Origin of the sequence: Rhizobium sp. CG5 (genome assembly GCF_023701945.1) — a bacterium.
Classification (GTDB): domain Bacteria; phylum Pseudomonadota; class Alphaproteobacteria; order Rhizobiales; family Rhizobiaceae; genus Allorhizobium.
Genome location: NZ_JABAEF010000006.1, coordinates 86,544 through 104,584, shown reverse-complemented (window position 1 = coordinate 104,584; position 18,041 = coordinate 86,544). Strand labels below are relative to the sequence as shown.

15 protein-coding genes are annotated in these 18,041 nt (G+C 61.9%); 6 read left to right on the top strand and 9 right to left on the bottom strand.

The genetic code is table 11. The features are described from left to right. Window positions 1-8: 8 nt before the first annotated feature. Together HGO38_RS11890 and HGO38_RS11885 are read right to left on the bottom strand one after the other, a co-directional pair. On the bottom strand, window positions 9-878 hold the full coding sequence (locus HGO38_RS11890; RefSeq protein WP_250956102.1) for a phosphoribulokinase: 870 nt from the start codon (window positions 876-878) through the stop codon (window positions 9-11). Between the two features lie 10 nt (window positions 879-888). Continuing rightward, window positions 889-1,935 carry a class 1 fructose-bisphosphatase gene (locus HGO38_RS11885; RefSeq protein ID WP_250956101.1) on the bottom strand — a complete coding sequence of 349 codons (1,047 nt, stop codon included), beginning with the start codon at window positions 1,933-1,935 and terminating at the stop codon, window positions 889-891. 100 nt (window positions 1,936-2,035) lie between these two features. On the opposite strand from HGO38_RS11885, the gene HGO38_RS11880 reads away from it, so the two are divergent. After that, entirely contained in the window at window positions 2,036-2,977 is a 942-nt protein-coding gene (locus HGO38_RS11880; RefSeq protein WP_250956100.1) for a LysR family transcriptional regulator, read from the top strand. 19 nt (window positions 2,978-2,996) lie between these two features. On the opposite strand, the gene HGO38_RS11875 is transcribed toward HGO38_RS11880, so the two are convergent. Continuing rightward, complete coding sequence (locus HGO38_RS11875) at window positions 2,997-3,599, bottom strand: TetR/AcrR family transcriptional regulator (protein ID WP_250956099.1); 603 nt, start codon at window positions 3,597-3,599, stop codon at window positions 2,997-2,999. Between the two features lie 164 nt (window positions 3,600-3,763). On the opposite strand from HGO38_RS11875, the gene HGO38_RS11870 reads away from it, so the two are divergent. Then, window positions 3,764-4,993 (top strand): efflux RND transporter periplasmic adaptor subunit, encoded by a 1,230-nt coding sequence (locus HGO38_RS11870; RefSeq protein WP_250956098.1) that lies wholly within the window; start codon window positions 3,764-3,766, stop codon window positions 4,991-4,993. A 40-nt stretch (window positions 4,994-5,033) separates the two neighbouring features. Next, window positions 5,034-8,252 (top strand): efflux RND transporter permease subunit, encoded by a 3,219-nt coding sequence (locus HGO38_RS11865; RefSeq protein ID WP_250956097.1) that lies wholly within the window; start codon window positions 5,034-5,036, stop codon window positions 8,250-8,252. A 31-nt stretch (window positions 8,253-8,283) separates the two neighbouring features. Here the strand turns inward: HGO38_RS11865 and HGO38_RS11860 are convergent, their stop codons facing one another. The 6 genes from HGO38_RS11860 to HGO38_RS11835 form a co-directional block, all read right to left on the bottom strand. Further along, the gene (locus HGO38_RS11860; RefSeq protein ID WP_250956096.1) at window positions 8,284-9,360 is read right to left on the bottom strand and encodes an ABC transporter ATP-binding protein; all 1,077 of its coding nucleotides are present in this window, start codon (window positions 9,358-9,360) and stop codon (window positions 8,284-8,286) included. 38 nt (window positions 9,361-9,398) lie between these two features. Beyond that, complete coding sequence (locus HGO38_RS11855) at window positions 9,399-10,469, bottom strand: Gfo/Idh/MocA family protein (protein ID WP_250956095.1); 1,071 nt, start codon at window positions 10,467-10,469, stop codon at window positions 9,399-9,401. A gap of 4 nt (window positions 10,470-10,473) precedes the next feature. After that, window positions 10,474-11,499 carry a Gfo/Idh/MocA family protein gene (locus HGO38_RS11850; protein ID WP_250956094.1) on the bottom strand — a complete coding sequence of 342 codons (1,026 nt, stop codon included), beginning with the start codon at window positions 11,497-11,499 and terminating at the stop codon, window positions 10,474-10,476. A gap of 27 nt (window positions 11,500-11,526) precedes the next feature. Next, on the bottom strand, window positions 11,527-12,408 hold the full coding sequence (locus HGO38_RS11845) for a carbohydrate ABC transporter permease (RefSeq protein ID WP_250956093.1): 882 nt from the start codon (window positions 12,406-12,408) through the stop codon (window positions 11,527-11,529). Beyond that, window positions 12,401-13,276 (bottom strand): carbohydrate ABC transporter permease, encoded by an 876-nt coding sequence (locus tag HGO38_RS11840; RefSeq protein ID WP_250956288.1) that lies wholly within the window; start codon window positions 13,274-13,276, stop codon window positions 12,401-12,403. The genes HGO38_RS11845 and HGO38_RS11840 overlap by 8 nt, the downstream gene beginning before the upstream one ends. 96 nt (window positions 13,277-13,372) lie before the next feature. Then, on the bottom strand, window positions 13,373-14,659 hold the full coding sequence (locus tag HGO38_RS11835) for an ABC transporter substrate-binding protein (protein WP_250956092.1): 1,287 nt from the start codon (window positions 14,657-14,659) through the stop codon (window positions 13,373-13,375). A 189-nt stretch (window positions 14,660-14,848) separates the two neighbouring features. Between HGO38_RS11835 and HGO38_RS11830 the strand changes: the two genes are divergently transcribed. From HGO38_RS11830 to HGO38_RS11820, 3 genes are all read left to right on the top strand, one after another. Beyond that, window positions 14,849-15,556, top strand: coding sequence for a TetR/AcrR family transcriptional regulator (locus HGO38_RS11830; RefSeq protein WP_250956091.1), 708 nt, complete (start codon window positions 14,849-14,851; stop codon window positions 15,554-15,556). A 169-nt stretch (window positions 15,557-15,725) separates the two neighbouring features. Further along, a complete protein-coding gene (locus HGO38_RS11825; RefSeq protein WP_250956090.1) occupies window positions 15,726-16,871 on the top strand; it encodes a Gfo/Idh/MocA family protein in 1,146 nt (381 codons plus the stop codon). 2 nt (window positions 16,872-16,873) lie between these two features. After that, window positions 16,874-18,040, top strand: coding sequence for a dihydrodipicolinate synthase family protein (locus HGO38_RS11820; RefSeq protein WP_250956089.1), 1,167 nt, complete (start codon window positions 16,874-16,876; stop codon window positions 18,038-18,040). The last annotated feature ends 1 nt before the right edge of the window (window position 18,041 follow it).

Sequence of the window (18,041 nt, the reverse complement as noted above, 5' to 3'; positions counted from 1 at the left end):
TGTCCTCCTCACGACATGCGGTGTTTGCGTTCGAGCAGTTTGTGGATCAGCGGCGTGAAAATCAGCTGCATGGCCAGATCCAGCTTGTCGCCCGGCACCACGATGGAATTGGCGCGCGACATGTAACTGTTGTGCAGCATCGACAGCAGGTAGGGAAAATCAATGCTGCGCGGATTGGCAAAGCGGATGACCAGGATCGATTCGGCCGGCGTCGGGATCCAGCGGGCAATGAACGGATTGGACGTATCGACGATCGGCACGCGCTGGAAATTGATGTCCGTCAGCGAGAATTGCGGGCAGATATAGTGCACGTAATCGGGCATGCGCCGCAGGATGGTGTCGGTCACGGCCTCGGTGGAATAGCCGCGCGTCGCCTTGTCGCGATGGATCTTCTGGATCCATTCGAGATTGATCACCGGCACGACGCCGATCTTCAGGTCGCAATGCTGGGCGAGATTGAGCGTGTCGGTGACGGCGCAGCCGTGCAGGCCCTCGTAGAACAGCAGATCGCTGCCACGAAACTCCTCCCAGTCCGTGAAGGTGCCGGGCTCAGCGCCGTATTTTGCCGCCTCTGCGTCGTCATGCACATAGTGGCGGGTTCGCCCGACGCCGCGCCGGCCATATTCGGCAAAGACGCCTTCGAGGATCTCCAGCTCGTTGGCCTCGGCGGCGAAATGGGTGAAATCGACGCCCTTGGCCTTAGCCTCGGCGATCTTGCGACGCATGGTTTCCCGGTCGAAGCGGTGGAAGGCGTCGCCTTCGATGAAGGAGGCCGAAACGTTCTCGCGCTTGAAGATCTTCTCGAACGTGTCCTTGACGGTGGTGGTACCGGCGCCGGACGAGCCGGTGATCGATATGATCGGGTATTTTGCTGACATTGATCTCTCCTCAGGCCCGAAACAGGCCGCGCTTGCCGAACAGCGGTGCGCGTTCGCCGATCATGTTCGGGTCGACGTGATAGCGGGCAATGCGTGCCACTTCCCGGCGCGAGCCGAAGATCAGCGGCACGCGCTGGTGCAGGTTTTCCGGCACGAGATCGAGAATGCGGGTCACGGAATTGGTGGCGGATCCGCCGGCATTCTCGACGATCAAGGCGATCGGATTGGCCTCGTAGACCAGCCGCAACCGGCCTTGGCTGTAGCCCTTGCGGCTGTCGGCTGGGTAGAGGAAGATGCCGCCGCGGATCAGGATGCGATAGGTGTCGGCCACCAGCGAGGCGATCCAGCGCATGTTGAAGTCACGCTCGCGCGGCCCTTCCGATCCCGCCAGGCAATCGTCAACATAGAGCCGGATCGCTTCTTCCCAATGACGGTAGTTCGACATGTTGATGGCGAACTCGCTGGCGCGCTCGGCGATGTTGACCGACTTGTAGCCCTGTACGAAACAGCCGAGCCGGCTGGAGAAAATGAAGATTTCCGTGCCCTTGCCGACGGTCAGCACCAGGGCGGTCTGCGGTCCGTAGATAAAGAAGCCGGCGGCCAGCTGGCAATTGCCGGGTTGCAGGAAAGTCTGTGCGGGATCGAGGCCCGGTCCCTTGATCGCGGGCAATATGGAAAACACCGTGCCGATCGAGACATTGGTGTCGATGTTCGACGAGCCGTCGAGCGGGTCGATGGCGACCGCAAGGCGAGCATTGGGATCGAGCAGGACCGGGTTTTCCAGCTCTTCCGAGGCGTAACACGCCACCGGCGCGCCCTGCAGGCAGGACAGGAAAAGGTCGTCGCAGACGACATCCAGATCTTTTTGCAGGTCGCCGTCGGTATTGCTGCCGCGGGTGCCGTTGAACGCCGTGCCGAGCGTTCCCTGGTTGACGAGCTTGCGGACGTCGAGGGCGGCCGTCGCCAGTCTTTGAATAACCGCCGCCACCTCGCGCATCATGTCGTCGCGATTGGCCGTGCATGAGGCAAGATATGCCTGAAGAGTTGCGCCTGACATGATGTCTCCTCCCACGATGTCCCGTGCAGAATGGCGCAAACCAAGAGTTTGTAAAATTTATTAAATTGACTTTTTAAGTTAGAAATACTTACTTCTATCCATGCGCAACCTCTCTCTTCGCCAGCTTCGTACCGTTCAGGCCATTTGCCGGTTGGGCAAGATCAACCTTGCCGCCGAGGATCTTGGCCTGACCGGGCCGGCGCTGACCCTGCAGATCCAGCAGCTGGAGCGGGACGCCGAGGTGCAGCTGTTCGACAGGACGCGGGGCGGCATGGTGCCGACCGCTTTTGGTCTTGCCTTTCTGGACGCTGCCCGCGAGATCGAGGAGAGCCTGAACAGTCTCGAAGATTCGATCAACGCCATGAAAGGGTTGCGGAGCGGGCGATTGCGCCTTGGCGTCGTGTCGACCGGCAAATATTTCGCGCCGCAGCTGATTGCCGCCTTCCGCAAGCAGCTCCCGGCCATCGAGATCAATCTTTTCATCGGCAACCGCGCCGAAATTATTGCCAAGCTGCGCGATCACGAGTTCGATATCGCGCTGATGGGCCGGCCGCCGCGCGATTTCGAGGTGCGCTCGCAGGTCTTTGGCGATCATCCGCTGGTTTTCATCGCGCCGGCGCATCACCCGCTGGCCGGTGTCCTGGACATTTCACGGGAACGCATTGCGCGCGAACAGTTTCTCCTGCGCGAGCGGGGCTCGGGAACCCGGATATCGCTGGAGATCTTCTTGAGCGATACGCCCCGCAAGCTGGAAGACCTCGGCACGGAAATGGGCTCGAACGAAACGATCAAGCAGGCAGTGATTGCAGGGCTGGGGGTAGCGTTTATTTCAGCGCATACGATCGAACAGGAAATCAAGCTCGGCCGGCTGGTCATTCTCGACGTCGTCGATACGCCGATCCGCCGGCAATGGTTCAGCGTCTCGCGCCTCGACCGGAAGACGACGCCCGCCATGCAGGCGTTCGAACAGTTTCTGCTGGCATCGGGTGCGCGTCAGCTGCCGGTGGTCAGTAAACCCTATCCGGCCAATGCGTTCGGCTGATGCCGAGACATAAGAGCTGTTAGGCTGACGGTTTATCGGCGTCTTTCGGCCAGCATTTCAGGGAGGTGTCGATGACGCGGTAAAGCGCCTCGCGGTCGGCCCCGGAAGAGGCCTGCACGGCTGTGCCCTGGCAAATCGTCATGATATATTGCGCCAGTTCGGCCGGATCCTGGCCGGCCGGCAGGTCGCCTTCATCCGCGGCCCGCTGAAACCGCTGGGTCAGCAGACGTTCCGGCTTCTGGCGGCTCTCAAGCAGGAATTTCTGGACATGGGCTGCGGCCTCGCCGCCGGCAAGCGCCCCGCTCACCGCCATGCAGCCGCCGGGCGAGGAACATTCCGTCTGGATGTCGGCAAAGCCCTTCAAGACTTTTTCGGCAACGTCGCGGGCCTTGGGTTCCGCCAGGGCGCTGTCCAGAAAACACAGTTTTGTCCGCTCGTAGCGCTCAAGCGCCTTGCGAAACAGCTCTTCCTTGTTTCCGAAATAGCCGTAGAGGCTGGGTTTGGTAATGCCCATGCCCTCGGTCAGATCGGCCAGAGACGTGGCTTCGTAGCCTTTGCGCCAGAACAGTTCCATCGCGGTCTGCAGGGCGTCATCGACGTCGAACTCGCGGGGCCGACCCATTTTCTATTCCTCCCGACGCTAATATACCGATCGGTATAAAAGTCTATTGACAGTCATCAATCCTCACGTCTATTTGTATACCGATCGGTAATAAACGTCAACGGATCATGCTAATGGTTGTCTTCAACAACCATAACAAAGCGTCAGAAACAAGGATCATCCCGATGTCGATTGAAAATTCCAAGCGGAACCTTCTCGCTGCCGGTCTGGTGCTGGCTGTCGCAACCGTCGTTCCGACCCTCTATTTCGATATGCTCGGCAGCAAGGCCGGTGTCGGTATTGCGGCCGAAACGCCGGCGGTCCCGGCCGCCGTGCCCGTCTCGGTGGCGGTCGTCGAGGCGCGGCCGATCAATCAATGGCAGGAGTTTTCCGGCCGTCTGGAAGCCGTCGACCGGGTCGAGCTGCGCTCGCGGGTGGCCGGTGCGATCGAAAAGCTGCATTTCCAGGAAGGTGCGCTTGTCGAAAAGGGCGACCTGCTGGTGACGATCGATCCGGCCCCATACCAGGCCGACGTGGCGCGGGCCCGCGCCGAAGTTGCCGCGGCCGAAGCGAAGGCCGCCCTGGCGCGCACCGAGCTGAAGCGCGGCAAGCAGCTGGTCGGCTCCAGTGCCGTGTCGCAGAGCGACTATGACCAGCGTGTCAATGCCGAAGCCGGGGCGATCGCCGATCTCGAGGCGGCCCGCGCCGGTCTGCAAACGGCCGAGCTTAATCTCGGCTATACCGAGATTCGCGCCCCGATCTCGGGCCGCATCGGCAAGATCGAGGTCACCGCCGGCAATCTGATCGCCGCCGGCTCGTCGTCGCCGATCCTCACCCAGCTGGTTTCGCTCAACCCGATCTATGCCAGCTTCGAGGCGGATGAACGCGTCGTGTCCGGCGTGCTCTCCGATCTGCCGGAAGGCGTGCATGCCCGCAATTTCATCGACCGCGTGCCCGTGCAGATGGACATTGCCGGTAGGTCCGACGTCAAGGGAAAGCTGCAGCTGGTCGATAGCAGCGTCGATCCGCAGAGCGGCACCGTGCGCGTCCGTGCGGTCTTTGACAATGCCGATGGTTCGCTGATGCCGGGTCAGTTCGCGCGGCTGAAGATGGGCCGCTCCAAGACGACCGAGGCCGTGCTGATCCACGAGCGCTCGATCGGCACCGACCAGAACAAGAAATTCGTCATGGTGGTGAAGCCCGACAACACGACGGAATATCGCGAGATTTCTGTCGGCGCCAAGTCGGACGGCTTGCGGATCGTGACCAGCGGCCTCTCGGCCAAGGAACGCATCGTCGTCAACGGGCTGCAGCGCATTCGGCCGGGTGCCCTCGTGGAACCGCAGATGGTGTCCATGAATGGCGGCGCCGGTCCGCAGCTGCAGGCCTCCATCTCTGGCACATCTGATCGCTAAGCGATCTCCTCGGCCAATAACGCGAAACGGCGGACGTGACATGAACATCTCCAACTTCTTCATCGATCGCCCCGTTTTCGCGGGCGTTCTTTCCTTCCTGATCTTTCTCGGTGGCCTGATCTCGCTGACGATCATGCCGATTTCCGAATATCCCGATGTCGTCCCGCCGCAGATCGTGGTGCGTGCCAACTATCCGGGCGCCAATCCCAAGGTGATTGCCGAAACAGTGGCGACGCCGCTGGAGGAATCGATCAACGGGGTCGAGGACATGCTCTATATGAGCAGCCAGGCGACCACCGACGGCCTGATGACGCTGACCGTCACCTTCAAGCTTGGTACCGATCCGGACCAGGCCCAGCAGCTCGTGCAGAACCGTGTCGGCCAGGCCGAACCGCGCCTGCCGGAAGAAGTTCGCCGTCTCGGCGTGACCACCATCAAGAGCTCCCCCGACCTGATGATGGTGGTGCACCTGACCTCGCCCGAAGGCCGTTACGACATGACCTATCTGCGCAACTATGCGCTGATTAACGTCAAGGACCGGCTGGCCCGCATCGATGGCGTCGGTCAGGTGCAATTGTTCGGCTCGGGCGACTATTCGATGCGCATCTGGCTCGACCCGCAGAAAATGGCGCAGCTCGGCCTGTCCGCTTCCGACATCGTCGACGAAATCGGCGCCCAGAACGTCCAGGCCGCCGCCGGCGTCATCGGTGCATCTCCCAATCTGGGAGGGGTGGACCTGCAGCTGTCGGTCAACGCGCAAGGCCGCTTGCAGAGCGAGGAGGAGTTCGGCGAGATCATCATCAAGACCAGCTCGTCCGGCGCCATCACGCGGCTCAGCGACGTTGCCCGCATCGAGCTGGGTTCGGCCGAATATTCCCTGCGCTCCCTGCTCAACAACAAGCAGGCCGTGGCGATCCCGGTCTTCCAGGCGCCGGGCTCCAACGCCATCGAGATCGCCGATCAGGTGCGCGCCGTGATGGACGAGATCAAGACGTCCATGCCTGACGATGTCAGCTACGAGATCGTCTATGATACCACGCAATTCGTGCGTGCCTCCATCGAGGCCGTCATCCACACGTTGCTGGAAGCCATCGCTCTCGTGGTGGTCGTGGTTATCCTCTTCCTGCAGACCTGGCGCGCCTCGATCATCCCGCTGATCGCCGTTCCGGTCTCCATCGTCGGCACGTTTGCGGTCATGCATCTTTTCGGCTTCTCCATCAATGCGCTCAGCCTGTTTGGCCTGGTGCTGGCCATCGGTATCGTCGTCGACGATGCGATCGTCGTGGTGGAAAATGTCGAGCGCAATATCGAGGAGGGGCTGCCGCCGCGGGAGGCGACCTATAAGGCGATGCGCGAAGTGTCCGGCCCGATCATTGCCATCGCGCTGGTGCTGGTTGCCGTTTTCGTGCCGCTGGCCTTCATCTCGGGTCTGACCGGCCAGTTCTACAAGCAGTTCGCGCTGACGATCGCCATTTCGACGGTTATTTCCGCCTTCAACTCGCTGACCCTGTCGCCGGCCCTGGCTGCCCTGCTGCTGCGCGGCCATGATGCCCCGAAGGATCGGCTGACGCGGATCATGGACAGACTGCTCGGCTGGCTGTTCCGTGGCTTCAACGCGGTCTTTGCCCGCGGCTCGAACGCCTATGGGCGGGGTGTACGAACCTTCATTTCGCGCAAGACGATCATGATGGGCATCTATCTGGTGCTGCTCGGCTCGACCTTCTTTCTGTTCAAGGCGGTTCCGGGCGGCTTCGTGCCGCCGCAGGACAAGCAGTATCTCGTCGGCTTCACGCAATTGCCGGACGGGGCGTCGCTGGACCGCACCGAGGACGTCGTGCGCCGTATCAGCGACATCGCGTTGAAGGTACCGGGCGTTGAAAGCGCCATCGCCTTCCCAGGTCTGTCGATCAACGGCTTTACCAACTCGTCCAATGCCGGCATCGTCTTCCTGTCTCTGAAGCCCTTCGAAGAGCGCACGACGCCCGAGCTTTCGGCCGGTGCCATCGCCGGGAAGCTCAATATAGAACTCGGCGCCATCCAGGAAAGCTTCAGCGCCATCTTCCCGCCACCGCCCGTTCAGGGTCTCGGCGCGATCGGCGGTTTCAAGCTGCAGATCGAGGACCGCAACGGGCTTGGCTATGAGGCGCTCGACGCCGCAGTTAAGGGGTTCCTGGCCAAGGCCTATGCGACGCCGGAACTGGTCGGGATGTTCTCCAGCTACCAGGTCAACGTGCCGCAGCTCTATGCCGATGTCGATCGCGCCAAGGCCCGGCAGTTGAACGTGCCGCTGACGGATATCTTCGAGACGCTGCAGATCTATCTCGGATCGGTCTATGTCAACGACTTCAACAAGTTCGGCCGGACCTATTCGGTCCGCGTGCAGGCCGATGCGGCATTTCGGGCCCAGGCCGAGGATATCGGCAAGCTTGAGGTCCGCTCCTCCACGGGCGAGATGATCCCGCTTTCGGCCCTGCTGACGGTCAATTCCAGTGCCGGGCCGGAACGGGCGATGCGCTACAACGGCTTCCTGTCCGCCGACATCAACGGCAATGCGGCCCCCGGCGTCTCATCCGGACAGGCACGCGCCGCGGTGGAGCGGATTGCAGCCGAAACCCTGCCGGCCGGCATCAGTTTCGAATGGACCGAGCTGACCTATCAGGAGATCATTGCCGGCAATTCCGGCGTGCTGATCTTCCCGCTGGCGATCCTGCTGGTGTTCCTCGTGCTGGCCGCCCAGTATGAAAGCCTGACCCTGCCGCTGGCGATCATCATGATCGTGCCGCTCGGCATTCTCGCAGCACTGACCGGCGTCTGGCTGACGGCGGGCGACAACAATGTCTTCACGCAGATCGGCCTGATCGTGCTGGTCGGCCTGTCGGCCAAGAACGCCATCCTGATCGTCGAGTTCGCCCGCGAGCTCGAATTCGAGGGGGAAAAGCCGTTTGATGCCGTGATCAAGGCCAGCCGGTTGCGCCTGCGGCCGATCCTGATGACCTCGCTTGCCTTCATCATGGGCGTCGTGCCGCTGGTCATCTCCACCGGCGCCGGCGCGGAAATGCGCAGTGCCATGGGCGTGGCGGTATTCTCCGGGATGATCGGCGTCACGCTGTTCGGCCTGTTCCTGACACCGGTCTTCTACATGCTGGTGCGGGCTATGACGGGCTATCGACCCTTGCGCAAAAACGGTGCGGTCGGCCATATCGGCGAAGAGTCGGCCCCCCCGGTAACGGCGGTCGCTCCCGCCGCTCCGTCGCACTGATACCTAAAATGCCGATGGCAGTGGTGGTCTTTTAGAGAACATTGCCGTCGGCGCCGAACAGGTGGCAGCGTTCCGGATCGATATGGATCCCGACCTTGTCGCCAGCCTTGACCGGCTGCTGGTCCTCCAGAACGAGGGCCAGCGCCTGACCATCCTGCATCGAGACATAGAGGATCGTCTGGCCGCCGAGATGTTCCACCAGGTCGACATGGGCCTCGCCCAAAGCCACGCCGCGCGGCTGCACGGTCAGGTGTTCCGGCCGGGCGCCGAACGTCACCTTGTCGCCGGGTTTCGCCGTCGTCACCTGGCGCTGCAGCGGCACGTTGCGGCCGTTGATCTCGATGGCGGTTTCCGCGCCGGTGCTGACAAAATGGCTTTCGATGAAGTTCATGCGCGGCGAGCCGATGAAGCCGGCGACGAACTTGTTCTTCGGATTGTTATAGAGCTCCAGCGGCGCACCGACCTGCTCGATGCGGCCCGAATTCAAAACGACGATGGTGTCGGCCATGGTCATGGCTTCGATCTGGTCATGGGTGACATAGATCATCGTATTGCCGAGGCTCTGGTGCAGCTTGGCGATCTCGACGCGCATCTGCACGCGCAGTTCGGCATCGAGGTTGGAGAGCGGTTCGTCGAACAGGAAGATATTCGGCTCGCGCACGATCGCCCGGCCGATCGCGACACGCTGGCGCTGGCCGCCGGACAATGCCTTGGGCTTGCGCTGCAGCAGCGGCCCGATGCGCAGGATATCGGCGGCGCGCTGCACCCGCGGCTCGATCTCGTGTTTCTTCATGCCGGCCGTCTCAAGTCCGAAGGCCAAGTTCTTGTAGACCGACATATGCGGATAGAGCGCATAGGACTGGAACACCATGGCGATGCCGCGCTTGGACGAGGGCACATCGTTCATCCGTTCGCCGTCCAGCAGCAGGTTGCCGCCCGATATCGGCTCGAGACCGGCGATCATTCTGAGCAGTGTCGACTTGCCGCAGCCCGACGGGCCGACGAACACCACGAATTCGCCCGGCTTGATCTCCAGATCGACGCCATGCACCACTTCGAGCGCGCCGTAGCGCTTGACGACCTTTTGTAGCGAAACGCTGGTTGCCATGACTGTCTCCTCCCGTGGCGGTACTGCTGCACGCATATTCACGCCGGCCTCCAGCTCTTGTATTTAGGGCTTTCCCGACCGACCGGAAAGCGCACCTCCTGCCGCGTCTCGGAGGACTGGTAAAAGGCCGTCACCAGTTCCAGGGCCTGGCGGGCATCGGCTGTCGTCACCGGCAGCGGCGTGCCGGTGATCAGCGCATCGTGGAAATCGCGCATCTGCCCGGCAAAGCGGATCGGCACCGGCGTCCAGTCTTGAAGTAGCGCATCGATCTTCTCGGCGGTGTCCGGGTTGTTGGCATGGATCTTCCAGGGATCGCTGCCGGGATTGTAGGGCGCGTTATTGCTTTCGAAGGTGACATTTTCGAAGCACAGGCGCAGCCGGCTGATCTCTTCCGGGCAGCCGAGCGTCGCGCTGATCGTCGCCAGCGCGCCGTTCTCCATGATGAGGCTGGCGCTGACGCAGTCTTCGACCTCGATATCGTTGACGCGGGTGGCAACCCGGCCGAACAGCCCGCCGATCGGCCCCATCAGGAATGTCAGCATATCATGCAGATGGATGGCATGGGTCATCAGCACGCCGCCAAGTTCGGTTGCCCATTTGCCGCGCCAGGGCACGGCATAGTATTCGGGTGTCCGCACCCAATGGGTCTCGACCGTTGCCACATAGGCCTTGCCAGCCAGGCCTGCGTCGATGATGCGCTTGGCCTTCTGCACGCCGTCGCCATAGCGATACTGGAAGATCGGCATCAGCCGGCCGCGGGCCGACTTCTCGACCTCCATCAGCACGTCGATATCGGCCAGCGAGCCGACCAGCGGCTTTTCGCAGACCACATGCTTGCCGGAAGCCAGCGCCTGCTGGACCAGCTCGAAATGGGATCCCGGCGGGGTGCAGATATCGACGATATCGATATCCGGCATCGCCAGCACCTCGTCGAAGCTGGTGACGCGGCGGGTGACGCCGAACTCATCGCCGACAGCGTTCAATCGGTCTTCGTTGAGATCACAAAGCACGGCCAGTTCGTAACGGTCGGCATTGGGCAGATAGCCCTCGATGATATGCGAACGGCCGATGCCGAGGCCGATGATGGCGACTTTCATGGGATTGCTCATGGCGTCAGCCTTCCATCTTTGCGGCCGGCGTCGCTTCGGCGACCTGCTGGGCCTTCAATGCCAGTTCCATCGCCTTGAAGCAGTGTTCCTGCCCCATGGCGGTCTCGGTGCGATCACGGATATCGGCGGCAAATTGCCGGCCATAGGGCAGTTCGAAACCGGAGCAGTCGATGTGCTGGACGCCCTTCTTGTCGCTCAGGAACAGATGATCGGTGCCGGGGCGACCGGCCACGTCGAGATATTTGCGCAGCTCGATCGTGCCTTCGGTGCCGACGATGAACAGCCGGCCATCACCCCAGGTCGGCAGGCCTTCGGGCGTGAACCAGTCGACGCGAATATAGCCGGTCGCCTTCGGGGTGCGCAGGTGGATGTCACCATAGTCCTGCAGACCCGGCGTCTGCGGATTGGCGCGGTTGGCGACGGTTGCCGACAGCACTTCGGCCTCCAGCGAACCGGTGAAGAACAGGAACTGCTCGCATTGATGGGAGGCGATATCGCAGAGGATACCGCCATAGCGGTTGCGCTCGAAGAACCAGTCGGGCCGGGTGGGCTTGCGCAGCCGGTGCGGCCCGAGCCCGGTGGTGTGGATGACCTCGCCGATCGCGCCGGCCTTGACCAGTTCGCCGGCCTTGACGGTCGAGGCGGTTTCGAAATGCTCGGAATAAAGGATCGAGACGATGCGGCCGGTCTCGGCCTGCACCTTGCGCACTTCGGCGAGCTGTTCGAAGGTCGTCATTCCAGGTTTGTCCAGCATCACATCCTTGCCGTGGCGCATGGCGGCCACTGCGATGCCGGCCCGTTCGGCGCAGATCGCCGAACTGAGGACCAGCGCGATCGAGCCATCCTCCAGGATGCGCCGGCTGTCGTCGACGCGGACCGCCTGCGGATAGTGCTCAGTGAAGACCTTGGCCAGATCGTCCTCGATGGCATGGAAGGCCACCAGTTCGGCGCCGGCCCTGAGCATGACGTTGACCTGGCCATAGATATGGTCGTGATTGATGCCGATGACGGCGAAGCGCAAGGCGCTCATGCAATGATTCCTTCTGACTAACAAAGTTCAACGTTTGAGGCCGGCCGTCGCGATACCATCGATCAGCAGGCGCTGGAAAAACAGGAAGATCAGGAAGACCGGGATGAGCGACAGGCTCGACATGGCAAACAGCCCGCTCCAGTCCGAATTGCCGGTGGAGTCCACGAAAGACCGGAGGCCAAGCTGCACCGTGTAGGTGTTCATGTCGCTCAGATAGATCAGCGGCCCGAAGAAATCGTCCCAGGTCCAGATGAACGAGAAGATCGCGGCGGTCGCCAGCACCGGCGTCGACAGCGGCAGCATGATCCGCCAGTAGATCCGCCAGGGGCTGCAGCCGTCCATCATCGCCGCCTCGTCGAGTTCGCGCGGGATGCCGCGAAAGAATTGCACCATCAGGAAAATGAAGAAGGCATCGACCGCCAGAAATTTCGGCACGACCAGCGGCAGGATGGTCTTCACCCAGCCAAGTTCAAGAAAGAGGATATATTGCGGGATCAGGGTGACGTGATAGGGCAGCATCAGCGTGCCGAGCATCAGCGCGAACCAGAAATCGCGGCCCCAGAATTTCAGCCGTGCAAAAGCATAGGCCGCCAGCGAGCATGACATGACATTGCCGATCACCGAGAGCACGGCAATGACCAGCGAATTCCAGAAATAGGTGCCGAAGGTCACCTGTCCATCGAACCAGCCGCGCGCATAGGCGCTGAGGTCGAAATTCTGCGGGATCAGCGTCGCCTGGCCAAAGATCTCGCTCTGGTCCTTCATCGAGCCCGACAGCATCCACAACAGCGGATAGAGCATGACGATGGAGGCGACGAACAGGATGGCGTGGATGCCAAGCGAGGCAAGGCGCGAGCGCTCGAGCGGCGGGTTGATGTCGTTGGTGAGCGGTGTAGCCATGTCAGTCATCGTAGTGAACCCAGTAGCGTGAAGACAGGAACGAGAAGGCGGTGAACAGCGCGATGATGATCACCAGGATCCAGGCAAGCGCCGCCGCATAACCCATGCGGAAATAACCGAACGCTTCCTGGTAGAGGTAGAGCGTATAGAACAGCGTCGAGTCGATCGGCCCGCCGGTCCCCGACGAGATCACATAGGCCGGCGTGAAGGCCTTGAAGGCATCGATGGTCTGCACGACGCCGTTGAAGAAAATGACCGGCGTCAGCAGCGGCAGGGTGATCTTGAAGAACATCCGCACCTTGGAGGCGCCGTCGAGACTGGCCGCCTCATACATGTCAACCGGGATCTGGCGCAGGCCGGCCAGGAAGATGATCATCGGCGAACCGAACTGCCAGATGGCCAGCACCACCAGTGTATAAAGCGAATAGTCCGGATTGGAGATCCAGCTCGGCCCCTCGATGCCGAACAGGTTCCACAGCAGCACATTGACCACGCCGTCGCCATCGAACAGCTGACGCCACAACACGGCGATGGCGACGCTGGAGCCAAGCAGGGAGGGCAGGTAGAAGATGGCGCGATAGACCGGCAGGCCGCGCAGGCCGCGGTTGAGCAGCAGCGCCACCATCAGGGCGAAGGTCAGCTTGAGCGGTACCGAGCACAGCACATAAAACAGCGTGACGCGCATCGACGACATGAACTTCTCGTCATCGGTGGCGATACGCACATAGTTGGCGATGCCCACGAAATCGGGCGCTTCCAAGAGATTGTAGTTGGTAAAGGACAGATAGAGCGAAACGATGGCCGGGCCGAGCGTCAGGCCGAAGAAGCCGATGAACCAGGGCAGCAGAAAGAGATAGCCCGGTGCATTGCGGGCCAGCGCACTCGGCGGCGCATAGGCGGTTTTTTCGGACGCAAGGGCTCGTTGGCTGGCGCTTGTCGCGCCAGCTCCCTCGTTTCGGACATGGGTCACGGCTTAGCCTCGCTTGATGTTTGCGGCTGCCTGTTCCGCGAACTTGGCACCGGCGTCTTCAGCCGTCGTCTTTTTGAAGGCCACCTCTTCGGCGATCTTCTTCAACAGGAACTGGTTTTCACCAGCGCCGTTCGGCGGCGGCGGCGGCAGGGCACCGACCTTCGGCGTCAGGCGGGCGATGTAATCCACAACGGTCTTGGCGTCCTCATTGAGGGTCGGCGCCATGAAATCGCGGATCTTGGAGGAGGCCGGCACGCCACGCTCGACACCGAGCGCCTTGGCCGCATCCTCATCGCCGACGAGATAGTTGACGAAGGCCACCGCTGCGTCCTTGTTGGGCGAGGCGGCAGAGACCGAGATCAGCATCGAGGGTTTGAGGAATTGGCCCGGCTTGCCGTCGGTGCCGTTGATAGGATAGCTGACGATGCCGAGATTTTCCTTGCTGATCGCCTGATAGCCGATGAACTGGTTGGAATGGGCGAAGGAGGCCGCCGCCTTGCCGAGCGATACCATGCTGGTTTCGATCGTCAGCTGATCGAGGGCCTGGATATCGGCCGGGACGCAGGCGCCGCTGTCGCGCAGTTCGCCCCAGAACTTGAACCAGTCGGTCAGGTCGGCAGCGGTGAAGGCAAGAGCGCCATCGGCCTCGTAGAGGGCCTTGCCCCGCTGGCGCAGCCAGCATTCCAGCGCCGGCTCCAGGCCGCTGGCATCCTGCGTGCCGTAGAAGCTGCGGCGCTTCTTGACAGCCGTCAGCTTGGCGCAGCTGTCGGCGAACTGCTCCCAGGTCATGTCGTCCCTGGGCTCTTCGACCCCTGATTCCGCCCAGCCATCTTTGTTGAGGATGGTGATGCCGGAATTGACGCCGAGATTGACGCCATAGAGCTTGCCGTCGACCTTGCCGGAATTGATATTGGCTTCACCGAAGGCCTCGATATCGAGACCCTTGCCCATATAGGGCGTGAAATCGAGCAGCGAGCCGCGGCGCGCATACTCAAAAATATAGCGGTAGTCCATCTGGATCAGATCCGGCGAATTGCCGCCGGCGGTCTGGGTCGCAAGACGCGTCCAGTAATTGTCCCAGCCGAAGGATTCCCCTTCGATGGTCACGTCCGCGGCCTTGCCGGAATAGGCCTTGATCGCCGCGAACGTTCTCTCTGTGCGGTCTTTCGAACCCCACCACAGGAAGCGCATGGACGTTGCCGCCATCGCACCTCTCACTCCCAATGCACCAAATGCCAGTGTGGCGGCCATGCCCGAAAGCACACTGCGCCTGTCGATCGTCAACGTCATCCTGGTCTCCTCCCCAGTTTTCCAGATGAACTTCCGAATTTACTTTGCAGCAAATAACTAATTGGTTACAAGTTGGCGAGAAATCCGACGACTGTCAAGCGTCAATCGTCGACCTTTTCGAAGAGCTTCCGAAACGCTCCGAAAAGTGATTTATTTTCAATGGCAACGTCGCGGGACGTGGAGGCGGGCATGAAACGTGAAGATGGAGAGAGCAGACCGGGCAAGGACCTCGGAGCCGAGGGCACGCCGCGCGATCAGCCGGAGACGCAAGCGCCGAAGCGCGCCTCGCGCAATCCCAAGCGCACCCATGCCCAAATTCTCGAAGCGGCCACGGCGGAGTTCACCGAACACGGGTTCGGCGGCGCCCGGATAGACGCGATTGCGGCTCGGGCCAAAACCAACAAGCGCATGCTTTACCACTATTTCGGCGACAAGGAGGCGCTCTATCTCGCCGTTTTGGAGGCGACCTATGTGTCGATCCGCAGCGCCGAAAAGAGCCTCGACCTCACCCATCGCGAGCCGGAGGAGGGCCTTCGCGACCTGGCGCTGTTCACCTGGACCTATTTCCTCAAGCATCCCGAATTCCTCAGCCTGCTCGCCACCGAAAACCTGATGCAGGCGCAATATCTGAAGCGGTCGAGCCGGATTGCCGAATTGCATTCGCATTTCATCGACGAACTGTCCGACGTGCTGCGGCGCGGCGAGAAAGCCGGCCTGTTCCGGCCGGCGATCGATCCCGTTTCGGTCTATATGACGATTGCCGCCCTCGGTTTTTTCTACCTGCAGAACCGCCATACGCTGTCGACGATTTTTGGCCGTGAACTGACGGCGCCGGCGGCGATCAAGGCCTGGGGCGAGCATATCGTTTCCGTCACGCTGGCATCGATCAAACTCTGAGCGGATCCAAAAATATCGCTCGCGGTGCCCAAAATATCATCCGGGGTGATTGACAAAACCATTTTTCCTGCGCGATCTTGTAACCAGATAGTTACAACTATTGCACTGTCCGGACCGGGCCGAGAGGCCGTGGAGGCAGCCGGACAGAATGAGATTCGGGAGGAAAATCATGAAACATATCGGGATCATCATGCATGGCGTGACGGGGCGCATGGGGCTGAACCAGCATCTCATCCGCTCGATCGTCGCCATCCGCAAGCAGGGCGGTATTGTGCTGTCGAGTGGCGAAAGGCTGATGCCGGACCCGATCATCGTCGGGCGCAACGGCGCCAAGCTCGAGGAGCTGGCCAAGACCCATGGCATCGATCGCTGGTCGACGGATATCGACGCGGCACTGGCCAATCCGGACGACACGGTGTTCTTCGATGCCGGCACGACACTGATGCGCGCCGATCTGATCAGCCGGGCGCTCGATGCCGGCAAGCACGTCTATTGCGAGAAGCCGATCTCGGACGATCTCGACGTGGCTGTGGCTCTCGCCCGCAAGGCCAAGGCTTCGGGCCTCAAGAACGGCGTGGTGCAGGACAAGCTGTTCCTGCCCGGCCTGCGCAAGATCGCCATGCTGCGCGACAGCGGCTTTTTCGGAAAGATCCTCTCGGTGCGCGGCGAGTTCGGCTATTGGGTGTTCGAAGGCGACTGGCAGACGGCGCAGCGCCCGTCCTGGAACTACCGCTCCGCCGACGGCGGCGGCATCATCCTCGATATGCTCTGCCATTGGCGCTACGTGCTGGACAACCTGTTCGGCGCCGTCAAGTCGGTCAGCTGCCTCGGCGCCACCCATATCCCGGAACGCGTCGACGAAGCCGGCAAGCGCTACAAGGCCGATGCCGACGACGCGGCCTATGCGACCTTCGAGCTTGAGGGCGGGGCGATCGCCCATATCAACTCGTCCTGGGCGGTCCGCGTGCGCCGCGACGATCTGGTCACCTTCCAGGTCGACGGCACCCATGGTTCGGCGGTGGCCGGGCTGACGCGCTGCTGGACCCAGCATCGGGTCAATACGCCGAAGCCGGTCTGGAACCCCGACCAGCCGCAGACCATGGATTTCTACAAGACCTGGGACGAGGTGCCGGACAATCAGGTCTATGACAATGGCTTCAAGGTGCAGTGGGAAATGTTCCTGCGCCATGTGGTCGAGGACGGACCTTGGGAGCATACGCTCGACGAAGGCGCCAAGGGCGTGCAGCTGGCGGCCCTTGGCCTCAAAAGCTGGGCCGAGCGGCGCTGGCTCGACGTCGAACCGCTGGATCTCTGACCATGGCCAAGCTGCTACTTCCAACCGGCGACCGCCGCATCGAGACCTATGAGACGACCGGCACGCCGATCCCGCTGGCCCGGCGCTCGGCGGCCGACTTTCCGCGCGTCGCCTTTGCCGCCGCCCATGTCGTCGCCGATCCGTATGCCGACAACGATCCCTGGCTGACGCCGGCCATCGACTGGGACCGGACCTTGGCCTTCCGCCACCGCCTCTGGGATCTGGGTCTTGGCGTGGCCGAAGCCATGGACACCGCGCAACGCGGCATGGGGCTTGCCTGGCCCGAGGCGCAGGAGCTGATCCGCCGGGCGCTGACGGATGCAAAAAGCCGGCCGGAGGCGCTGATCGCCTGCGGTGCCGGCACCGACCATCTGGCTCCGGCACCCGGCCTGACGCTCGATGCCGTGATCGCGGCCTATGAGGAACAAATCGGCTTTGTCGAGGGGCTTGGCGGACGCATCATCCTGATGGCCTCGCGGGCGCTTGCCGCCTGTGCTGCTGGGCCGGACGACTATCTCAAGGTCTATGACCGCATTCTCGGCCAGGTGCGCCAGCCGGTGATCATCCACTGGCTTGGCGAAATGTTCGATCCGGCGCTGGAGGGCTATTGGGGCTCAAACGACCATTGGGCGGCGATGGACACCTGCCTCAAGGCGATCGAAGCCCATCCAGATAAGGTGGACGGCATCAAGGTGTCGCTGCTGTCGAAGGAAAAGGAGATCGCCATGCGCGCCCGGCTACCGAACGGCGTGCGCATGTATACCGGCGACGATTTCAACTATGCCGAACTGATCGCCGGCGATGCCGATGGTCATTCCGATGCGCTGCTCGGCATTTTCGACGCGATCGCCCCGGCGGCCTCGGCGGCCCTGGCGGCGTTGGGTAGCGGCCAGACCGAGACGTTCTTCAAACTTCTGGAGCCGACCGTGCCGCTGTCGCGCCATATCTTCAAGGCGCCGACCCGCTTCTACAAGACCGGCGTGGTTTTCATGGCCTATCTCAACGGTCTGCAGGATCATTTCCGCATGATCGGCGGGCAGGAAAGCGCCCGCTCGCTGGTGCATCTGGCCGACCTGTTCCGGCTTGCCGACAGAGCCGGCGTGCTGGCCGATCCCGACGACGCGGCCGCCCGCATGCGCCGGCTGCTGGCAGCACAAGGGATAGCCTGAC